Source organism: Rhizorhabdus sp. (genome assembly GCF_018006725.1).
In the GTDB taxonomy this organism is placed as follows: domain Bacteria; phylum Pseudomonadota; class Alphaproteobacteria; order Sphingomonadales; family Sphingomonadaceae; genus Rhizorhabdus.
On the sequence record NZ_JAGMXV010000192.1, the window covers coordinates 1 to 8,809 of the forward strand.

Genomic DNA, 8,809 nt, shown 5'->3' on the forward strand with positions numbered 1-8,809 from the left:
TCTACCAACTGAGCTATGCGTCCACTTTCCGGCGGTGGGAGATGGTAGCTCCCGTCGTGGAGGCGCGCCTTTAGCACCCGCTCGTTTGAAATGTAAACCGCCAAATTTCACTTTCGGTCGATTTTTTTCGCTGCGGCGCAGAAATGTTTAGTCCAAGGGAAAATGCGACTTCTGATCAGCCGCTTAGCGTCAGTCGATCGGCTATTGGCCGGGGCGGACGCTGCGATCGATAGCCATCAGCATACCGATGCAGATCAACACGGTCATCATCGCCGAACCACCGAACGACACGAGCGGCAGGGGGATGCCGACCACCGGTGCGAGGCCCATCACCATCATCAGGTTGATCGCAAAATAGAAGAAGATGGTGGTGGTCAGTCCTGCTGCTGCGAGCCTCGCAAAGCGTCCCTTGGCCCGTCCAGCGACGCGCATCCCCCAGCGGATCACCATCATATAGCCGAAGATCAGGAACAGCCCTCCAACCAGTCCCCATTCCTCGGCCATGGTGGCGAAGACGAAGTCGGTGTGCCGCTCGGGCAGATAATCGAGATGGCTTTGCGTTCCTTCGAGAAAACCCTTGCCGGAAATTCCGCCCGAGCCGATCGCGATCTTCGACTGGATGATGTGGTAGCCCGTGCCCAGCGGGTCGGCTTCGGGATTGAGGAAGATATTGATCCGGTCGCGCTGATAGCCATGCATCATCGAGAAGGCGATCGGGAAGGCCGCCGCCAGCACCGCTCCGGCACCGACGAACAGTCGCAGCGGCAAGCCGGAGAGGAAAGCGACGGTGATCCCCCCTCCGCAGATCATCAGCGCGGTACCCAGATCGGGCTGGGTCATTACGAGAAAGGCTGGCACGCCGATCAGCAGAGCAGGCGGCCAGACAGCGCTGAAGCGGCGGATTTCGCCGGCCGGCAGCATATCGTAGAAGCGCGCCACCGTCAGCACGATCACCGGCTTCATCAATTCGGACGGCTGCAGGCGGATGAAGCCGAGATCGAGCCATCGTCGGCTGCCGCCTCCCACGAAGCCGAACAATTCAACCAGCAGCAGCATCGCGACGAGGCCCAGATAGGCCGGCATCGTCACCGCCTTGAGCCGTTGTTCGCCCAGACGTGAAATGAGGACAGCCAAAGCAAGGAACGCCAGCAGCCGCGTGCCCTGCGACAGCGCCCAGGGCCGCATATTGCCGCCTGCCGCCGAATAGAGGACGACCAGCCCGAACCCGCCGATCGCCGCGACGAGGGCCAGCAGGCCCCACGGCACGTCGCGCAGTGGCGCGGGAACGATCGATTCCCGGCTCATTCGGGGTCGCTCCCGTCTTCGCCCGTTGGCGGCGGTGGCGGATCGGACTGAGCCCCGGAAGATGCTCTCGCCCCATCGGATGAAGGTTCGCCTCTCCGTGCCCAGGCATAGGCCTTGCGCTCCATGCGCTGCTCTATGGTGCCGCCCCAGCCCTGTTCGAGCAGGGCGAGACGGCTTTCGGCGAGCTTGCGGTCGTAGAGATAGGTGATCATGTCGCGCGCTATCGGGGCGCCCGATGCGCCATGCATGCCATGTTCGATCACCACCGACACCGCATAGCGCGGATCGTGGACGGGCGCGAAGGCCACGAACAGGCCGTGGTCGCGATACTTCCAGGGTACGCCATGCGTTCCGAAATTGCCGGCCCGGCGCATCGCCATGGTAATGCGCCGGACCTGCGCGGTGCCGGTCTTTCCAGCCATCAGAAGGTCATCGATGTTCAACCGGCCCGAAAAGCCGGTCCCAAAGGGACCATTGATGACGCCGCTCATCGCTTCGCGCACGATATCGAGATGGCCGGGGGAAATACCGAGTGACGCCCCCTGCGGCCCATAGCGCTTATTGACGATCAGCCGGGGTGCAAGCGCGGTTCCCGAAGCGATGCGCGCCGCCATGATCGCCAGTTGTAGCGGGTTGGACAGCATATAGCCCTGGCCGATCGTGGCGTTGAGCGTATCCGCCGTGGTCCACCGTGCGCCCTTGTAGCGGCGCGCCTTCCATGCCGTGTCGGGCACTGTGCCATAACGCTGCGACGGCATCGGCAGGTCGAACTGTTCGCCGAGACCCAGCTTGCGCGCCATGGCCGCAATCCGGTCGATCCCAATCAGCCGTGCCATGGTATAGAAATAGACGTCGCAGCTGGAGGCGATCGCTCGATGCATGTCGACCGGGCCATGGCCCGCATGGCGCCAACAGTGAAAGTAGCTGTTCCCGAGGCGATAGCGACCGGTGCAGTTTACGCTCTGATGCGGATCGACTCCGGCCTCGAGCAGCGCGAGCGCCACCATCGGCTTCACCGTCGAGCCCGGGGGGTAGAGGCCCTGCATCACCTTGTTGGTCAGTGGCAGATGGTCGTCATTCGACAGCAGATCCCATTCGAAATGGCTGATCCCGTCCGAAAAGCTGTTCGGGTCATAAGCCGGCATCGACGCCATGGCGAGGATACCGCCGGTCTTGACGTCGATCATCACGGCCGAGGCGCTTTCGGGCCCCAGGCGCGACGCTGTGTAGCGCTGCAACCCCGCATCGATGGTGAGTTGCAGCGCATTGCCGGGGACTTCCGGGCTGGTGGTCAGCTCGCGCACCACCTTGCCATGCGCGGTGACCTCGCTCCGCATAGCTCCGGGCTTGCCCCGTAGCCAGAGATCCATCGTCTTTTCAAGACCTTCTTTACCGATCTTGAAGCCCGGCGTGATCAAGAGAGGGTCGCGTGACTTGTCATAATCCGCGGCCGACGCCGTCCCCACATAGCCGGTCACATGCGCCATGGCAGCACCCGCCGGATAATAGCGACCATAGCCGCTCGCCGGCTTCACGCCGGGCAGGCTGGGCTGGCGCACGCTGACGGCGGCGAAGCGCTCATAGTCGATATTCTCGGCGACCGGCACGGGCTGATAGCCCCGCGCCTTGGCAAGGTCGGTGCGGATGCGATCGAGGTCGTCGGCGGTCAGAGCCAGGAGATCGCGCAGCTGCGCCAGCACCGCATCGCCATTTTTCAGCTGATTGGGGATGATATCGACACGGAAGGTGGTGCGGTTGATCGCGATCGGCCGGCCGCTCCGGTCGATGATCCAGCCACGCCGGGGCGGCACCAGCGTCAGCTGGATGCGGTTGCTTTCCGACAGCGAGGTGTAGCGCTCATTCTGCGCGATGGACAGCCACGCCATGCGCCCGGCCAACAGGGTACCCACCGCCGCCTGTGCACCGCCCAGGAAGATGGCGCGACGCGTGAAGGTGAAGGCGAGGCTCTGCTCGGTGATGAGCCGCGTACGCTTCATCGCTTCAGGCGCCAGCGATCGAGCATGGCGGTCAACCGGAGGACCGCTGGAAAGCAGAGTATGGCTCCGACCGTCTGCGGCATGAGGACGAGCAGGCTGGTGGCGCTGCCGCTTGGCTGTGAGAACAACCAGGAACCGGCACCGATGGCGACGATCGCCACCGAAGCGATCGCCCATTCGATGCGACCGTCGCGCCACAGCACGAGCTGGTCGACCCATTCGAGTATCAGGAAGGCCACGGTCCAGAGGATTACAGCCGTCCCCAGATAATGGCCACATAAGAGATCGTCGGCGAGCCCGAGTGGCAGAGCCATCCAGGCCGGCCAGAGTTCTGGCCGGAGCAGCCGCCAGGCCAGCAGGATCATCAGGCCGAAGGGCGGTACGATCGGTTCGGTTGCAATGACAGGCAACGCGCCCATCGCCGAGCCGATCAGCGTGGAGCCGATCGGCACCCATCGCACCCGAAGCGGTAGACGCTCGGTGAAGCCGTCGTGCAGCCGTCCGATCATGGGCGGGGCGGGGCGGGGCGGTCCGCGACCGGGGCCTGGTAGATCGGATAGACCGCCGCAAAATCGGCCCGAGCCGGATCGGCGAGCGGCCGCGCGATCGCCCGGTCGCCCCGGATCTCTACGACCACGGCGACGGGAATGTTAGGGAAATAGACACCACCCGTGCCGGAGGTGACCGCAAGGTCGCCGCGCCTGAACGGCCTGCCGCCCGAGATCAGACCGCGGAGCTCCATCGTCCCGTCCCCCTGACCGGTGGCGATGGCGGGATTGCCGGTGCGAACGATACGAACGGGAACCGCCGTCTCGCCGTCGGTGAGCAGCAGCACGCGGGAGGCGAACAGCCCGCCCTCATAGATGCGCCCCACCAGACCTTCGGGCGAGCGCACCGTCATGCCCGACTTGACCCCGGCGGCGAGGCCCGCACTGAGGGTTGCAAAGCGGCGTTGACCGGTAGGCGTCGAACCGACCAGACGGGCCGACAGGATCGGGCGCGGCAGATTTTCCTGCAGGCGCACCAGCGCCTTGAGCCGGGCATTTTCGGCCGCAACGGCCTTGGCCGCGATCAGCGCGCGGCGTTGCGTGGCAAGCTGTTCGCGCAAAGCGGCATTTTGGCTGCCGGCCAGGATGTAATCGGACAGCGCGTCCGCGCCACCGCGCACCGCATCGACACCGCTGCGCCCGACGCCCGACACCAGCGATCCCGCATCGATCGCGATACCCCGCAGCGTTCCGAATGCGCGCGGATCGAGCCGCGACAGCAGCAAAAGCCCGGCACCGAGAACGATCCCCGCAACCGCGATGACATAGCCCGCGAACAGGCCATATTGGACCCGGCGGGAAAATCCTCGACGCCTGTGTCGGGGCGCCGCCATCGACGGTTACCCCGGCTCAGGCGGTCTGCAGAACGCCGCGGAAGACCGAGTCCTCCAGCGCGCGCCCGGTGCCCAGCGCGACGCAGGTGAGCGGGTCCTCGGCGATCGAGACGGGCAGGCCGGTGGCCTCGCGCAGCACTTCGTCGATACCCTGCAGCAGCGCGCCGCCACCGGTCAGGACGATGCCCTGGTCGACGATGTCCGCTGCCAGTTCGGGTGCGGTGTTTTCCAGCGCGATGCGCACGCCCTCGACGATGGCGGACACCGGCTCGGTCAGCGCCTCGGCGATCTGCGCCTGGGTGATGGTGATTTCCTTGGGCACACCGTTGACGAGGTCGCGACCCTTGATGTGGATCGTCTTGCCCTTGCCGTCGAGCGGCATCTTGGCGACGCCCACCTCCTGCTTGATCCGCTCGGCCGTGGCTTCGCCGATCAGCAGGTTGTGATTGCGGCGGACATAGGAGCTGATCGCTTCGTCCATCTTGTCGCCGCCGACGCGCACCGAAGTGGTGTAGGCGAGACCGCGCAGCGAGAGCACCGCCACTTCGGTCGTACCGCCACCGATGTCGACCACCATCGACCCGATCGGTTCGGTCACCGGCATGCCCGCGCCGATCGCGGCGGCCATCGGCTCTTCGATCAGCCACACCTGGCTGGCACCGGCGTTGGAGGCAGCGTCGCGGATCGCGCGGCGTTCGACCGAGGTCGAGCCCGAGGGCACGCAGATCACGATTTCGGGCCAGCGCATGAAGGTGCGGCGGCCATGGACCTTCTGGATGAAATGCTTGATCATCTGTTCGGCGACGTCGATGTCGGCGATCACGCCGTCGCGCAGCGGGCGGATGGCCTCGATCGTGCCGGGGGTCTTGCCCATCATCAGCTTGGCATCATCGCCGACCGCACGGACCCGCTTGACCCCGTTCAACGTCTCGATCGCGACCACCGACGGCTCGTTGAGGACGATGCCGCGCCCGCGAACATAGACGACGGTGTTGGCGGTGCCGAGGTCGATCGCCATATCGTGCGACATGAACTTGAAGTAGCGCTGCAGGAACATGCTTTGGTCCGTTCTCTAGGCCCGCCCAGGCCGGATAAGGTCTGCTAGCATCACCCGACAGGCAAAGGGAAACCGGCGTCTATCAAGGGATGCGGAACGCCGCCGCTTGGGCTAGGACGCACACCATGTCAATACGCCGCCTGCCCGAACATCTGGTGAATCGCATCGCTGCCGGTGAAGTGGTCGAAAGACCGGCCAGCGCGCTCAAGGAACTGGTCGAGAATTCGATCGACGCCGGGGCTCGCCGCATCGCGGTAAACATCTCCGAAGGCGGGCTTTCCGCGATCGAAGTGGTGGACGATGGCTGTGGCATGGAACCGGCCCAGATCGTGCTGGCGCTGGAGCGGCACGCGACGTCGAAACTGCCTGACGATGCGATCGAAGCCGTCACCACGCTCGGCTTTCGCGGCGAGGCGCTACCCTCGATCGCGAGCGTGGCCGACCTGACGATCGAGAGCCGCGTCCGGGGCGCTGATGGCTGGTATCGCCGCATCGACCATGGCGAGCTGGCGGGGGAGGGACCGGCAGCCCTGCCGCCCGGCACACGCATCCGGGTCGCGCATCTGTTCGCCAAGGTGCCGGCGCGGCGCAAGTTCCTTCGCTCGGCGCGATCGGAATATGCGGCGTGCGTCGACGTCGTCCGCCGGCTGGCGATGGCCCGGCCCGATATCGGCTTCAGCCTCGAACATGACGAACGCCGCGCCATCCTCGTCTCGCCTGACGAGGACCGGGTGAGCCGGGTCGCCGCGCTGACCGACAAGGATCTGGCCGACAACAGCGTGGCGGTCGACTTCCGGCGCGAGGCGATATCGCTGACCGGGGTCGCCGGCCTGCCGACCTTCAACCGCGGCGTCGCCGACCATCAATATCTGTTCGTCAACGGCCGCCCGGTGAAGGACCGGCTGCTGATCGGCGCGGTGCGGGCCGCCTATCAGGACATGCTGGCGCGCGACCGGCATCCCGTGATGGCGCTGTTCCTCGACCTCCCCGGCGATCTCGTCGACGTGAACGTCCACCCGGCGAAGACCGAGGTGCGCTTTCGCGATCCCGGACTGATCCGGGGCATGATCGTCGGCGGCCTGCGCGCCGCACTCGACGAAGCCGGCCATCGCAGCGTCCAGCGGGCGTCGGTCGCAGGCCTCGGCAGCTGGCAGGTCGGGGGTGGGGGATCGCCTTCGGCCTGGCCTGTGCCGGCAGGCGGAAACCCGACTTATTCCATGCCGGTCGGAGACGCCGCTCCGCGCCAGGGCAACGTCTGGGACCGCGTTGTCGACTATGTCCCGGCGCCGATGGCGCGTGCCGAGGCGTCGGCCGCGCCGGTGCCCGAACCGGCGAGCTTCCCGATGGGAGTCGCCCGCGGGCAGATCGCGGCCACCTATATCGTCGCCGAGGCGAGCGACGGTCTGGTGATCGTCGACCAGCACGCCGCGCATGAACGCCTCGTCCTCGAACGGATGCGCCGCGCCATGGCGGCGGGCGGCGTGTCGCGTCAGGCTCTGCTGCTCCCCGAAGTGGTCGAGCTCGACGAGCCCGCCTGCGACCGGCTCGAGGCGCGGATCGGAGAACTGTCCGAAATGGGCCTAGACCTCGAACGCTTCGGCCCGCGTGCAATGCTGGTCCGCGCGACCCCGGCCTTGCTGGGGCAGGGCGACGTCCAGGGCCTCGTCGTCGACCTTGCCGACGAACTGGCCGCCTATGACGAGGCGCTGTCGCTCAAGGAGCGGCTCGACCATGTCGCTGCGACCATGGCCTGCCACGGATCGGTCCGCGCGGGCCGCACCCTGTCGGTCGCCGAGATGAACGCGCTGCTCCGCGAGATGGAAGTCACGCCGCATTCGGGCCAGTGCAACCATGGCCGCCCGACCTGGATCAAGCTCGGCCATGACGAGATCGAGAAGCTGTTCGGCCGCAAATGAGCAGGGTGTGAGAATCGCTTGACGCAGGGGCAGGCCATTCGGAAAAATCGGCTCAGGCAAGGAAAGGACCGGTAGGGAAGACGAAAGGAGGTAGGAATGGTTCGGCCGCCTATGTCCATGATATGTCTAACGAATATCGAATCTCTGGCGAAGCGCCCAGGTGCCGCCGGCAGCGGGAGGCGCCCATGAGCGACGACCTCCTCAAACAGCTGCGCGGCTATGGCCTCGCGACGGTCGAGATCCATTATTACATGCCCGACCACCCATCGCTGCTGCAGCTGTTCCTCTGGCAGCATTATGACATCGCCCCGCACTTCCCGGAGCTCAACCGCTTTCTCGACCATTGGCGCCGGGAGATCGAGGCGGTGCTCCACTCGATCCGCGTCGCCCACCGCCACCTGATCGGCCCGACCGAATGGCGCGCGGTGGACGGGATCATCACGATCCAGTGACCTGCGAAGGCTGGCGGCCGTAACGTGTAGGGGCTAGGCTCAACCCGCCATCCAGCGGTCAGGATTGGAGCGACATGTCGATGGCGAATGGTCCTGAGCCGCCACAGCCAGCAACAGGCCTGTCCGTGCGAGCCCGGATGAGAAGCTTCGTCTACGCGGCTCGGGGACTGCGCTCGCTGGTCCGGACCGAGCACAACGCCTGGCTGCATCTTGCGGCAACGGGGCTCGTCATTGCGGCAGGCTTTGCGCTGAAGATTTCCATGGACGACTGGCGGTGGATCACGCTCGCCATCGCGCTGGTCTGGATCGCCGAAGCCTTCAACACCGCAATCGAAGAGCTTTGCGACCGGATTACCGACGTATTCGATCCCGCTATCGGACGCGTAAAGGATCTGGCGGCGGGTGCTGTGCTGCTGGCTTCGATCGGAGCTGCGATCATTGGCATACTGACGCTCGGGCCAGCGGCGGTGAATATCCTGTTCTGATCGGAAGCGAAGCGGTCAGCATTTCGCGGCGAGATGATGCACAGCACAGAACCGATCTCCGCCGATAGACTATTGCCCGATAATATATATTATGTTAATAGCGATACCGCAACTGTCCATGTAAACTGTGTCCAGTGTGATGGGGAAAGGCTTGCAGTCACGGCGGTCTTTCAACAGTATCAGCGACCGTGTCCACTTCGTTCGCCACGACGCCCT

8 protein-coding genes are annotated in these 8,809 nt (G+C 65.3%); 3 read left to right on the forward strand and 5 right to left on the reverse strand.

What is annotated here, in order from left to right; all coding sequences use genetic code 11:
* Positions 1-201 precede the first annotated feature (201 nt).
* From rodA to KAY22_RS20575, 5 genes are read right to left on the reverse strand one after another with little or no spacing between them, the layout of a single operon-like run.
* Complete coding sequence (rodA, locus tag KAY22_RS20555) at positions 202-1,305, reverse strand: rod shape-determining protein RodA (RefSeq protein WP_296625114.1); 1,104 nt, start codon at positions 1,303-1,305, stop codon at positions 202-204.
* The gene (gene mrdA, locus KAY22_RS20560) at positions 1,302-3,302 is read right to left on the reverse strand and encodes a penicillin-binding protein 2 (protein ID WP_296625115.1); all 2,001 of its coding nucleotides are present in this window, start codon (positions 3,300-3,302) and stop codon (positions 1,302-1,304) included. The genes rodA and mrdA overlap by 4 nt, the downstream gene beginning before the upstream one ends.
* The gene (gene mreD / locus KAY22_RS20565) at positions 3,299-3,811 is read right to left on the reverse strand and encodes a rod shape-determining protein MreD (protein WP_296625116.1); all 513 of its coding nucleotides are present in this window, start codon (positions 3,809-3,811) and stop codon (positions 3,299-3,301) included. The genes mrdA and mreD overlap by 4 nt, the downstream gene beginning before the upstream one ends.
* Complete coding sequence (gene mreC / locus KAY22_RS20570; protein WP_296625117.1) at positions 3,808-4,683, reverse strand: rod shape-determining protein MreC; 876 nt, start codon at positions 4,681-4,683, stop codon at positions 3,808-3,810. Before mreC ends, mreD begins: the two co-directional genes overlap by 4 nt.
* Positions 4,684-4,699: 16 nt before the next feature.
* A complete protein-coding gene (locus KAY22_RS20575; RefSeq protein ID WP_296625118.1) occupies positions 4,700-5,740 on the reverse strand; it encodes a rod shape-determining protein in 1,041 nt (346 codons plus the stop codon).
* A gap of 125 nt (positions 5,741-5,865) precedes the next feature.
* On the opposite strand from KAY22_RS20575, the gene mutL reads away from it, so the two are divergent.
* The 3 genes from mutL to KAY22_RS20590 all read left to right on the forward strand — a co-directional run bounded on the left by mutL (position 5,866) and on the right by KAY22_RS20590 (position 8,593).
* Complete coding sequence (gene mutL, locus KAY22_RS20580; protein ID WP_296625119.1) at positions 5,866-7,656, forward strand: DNA mismatch repair endonuclease MutL; 1,791 nt, start codon at positions 5,866-5,868, stop codon at positions 7,654-7,656.
* A 185-nt stretch (positions 7,657-7,841) separates the two neighbouring features.
* Entirely contained in the window at positions 7,842-8,108 is a 267-nt protein-coding gene (locus tag KAY22_RS20585; protein ID WP_296625120.1) for an usg protein, read from the forward strand.
* Positions 8,109-8,245: 137 nt separating this feature from the next.
* Positions 8,246-8,593 (forward strand): diacylglycerol kinase family protein, encoded by a 348-nt coding sequence (locus KAY22_RS20590; protein ID WP_296625121.1) that lies wholly within the window; start codon positions 8,246-8,248, stop codon positions 8,591-8,593.
* Positions 8,594-8,809 lie beyond the last annotated feature (216 nt).

Bases quoted from the DNA above. Each gene is read 5' to 3' on its own strand.
- rodA (WP_296625114.1), bottom strand. From the start codon at position 1,305: ATGAGCCGGGAATCGATCGTTCCCGCGCCACTGCGCGACGTGCCGTGG.
- mrdA (WP_296625115.1), bottom strand. From the start codon at position 3,302: ATGAAGCGTACGCGGCTCATCACCGAGCAGAGCCTCGCCTTCACCTTC.
- mreD (WP_296625116.1), bottom strand. From the start codon at position 3,811: ATGATCGGACGGCTGCACGACGGCTTCACCGAGCGTCTACCGCTTCGG.
- mreC (WP_296625117.1), bottom strand. From the start codon at position 4,683: ATGGCGGCGCCCCGACACAGGCGTCGAGGATTTTCCCGCCGGGTCCAA.
- KAY22_RS20575 (WP_296625118.1), bottom strand. From the start codon at position 5,740: ATGTTCCTGCAGCGCTACTTCAAGTTCATGTCGCACGATATGGCGATC.
- mutL (WP_296625119.1), top strand. From the start codon at position 5,866: ATGTCAATACGCCGCCTGCCCGAACATCTGGTGAATCGCATCGCTGCC.
- KAY22_RS20585 (WP_296625120.1), top strand. From the start codon at position 7,842: ATGAGCGACGACCTCCTCAAACAGCTGCGCGGCTATGGCCTCGCGACG.
- KAY22_RS20590 (WP_296625121.1), top strand. From the start codon at position 8,246: ATGAGAAGCTTCGTCTACGCGGCTCGGGGACTGCGCTCGCTGGTCCGG.